Here is a 240-nt window from a genome sequence, read left to right on the forward strand (position 1 = left end):
TTATCCAGTTTTCAAAGAACAAAAAAATGGTGGAGCCTAGCGGGATCGAACCGCTGACCTCCTGCGTGCAAGGCAGGCGCTCTCCCAGCTGAGCTAAGGCCCCAAGAGGTATATATGGTGGGCCTAAATGGACTCGAACCATCGACCTCACGCTTATCAGGCGTGCGCTCTAACCAGCTGAGCTATAGGCCCTCTTGGAAGTTTTATTAAATTTCATAAACCTTCAAAACTGAACGCAAA

General features: G+C 48.8%; 2 tRNA genes. Both read right to left on the reverse strand.

The annotated features are described in order from the left end of the window. Positions 1-27 precede the first annotated feature (27 nt). Positions 28-103 (reverse strand) — tRNA-Ala (locus tag VK91_RS06950). Positions 104-115: 12 nt separating this feature from the next. Continuing rightward, positions 116-192, reverse strand: a tRNA-Ile gene (locus tag VK91_RS06955). Between the last annotated feature and the right edge of the window lie 48 nt (positions 193-240).

The sequence above is a fragment of the Lysinibacillus sp. LK3 genome (genome assembly GCF_001043675.1).
Taxonomy (GTDB): Bacteria; Bacillota; Bacilli; order Bacillales_A; family Planococcaceae; genus Lysinibacillus; species Lysinibacillus capsici.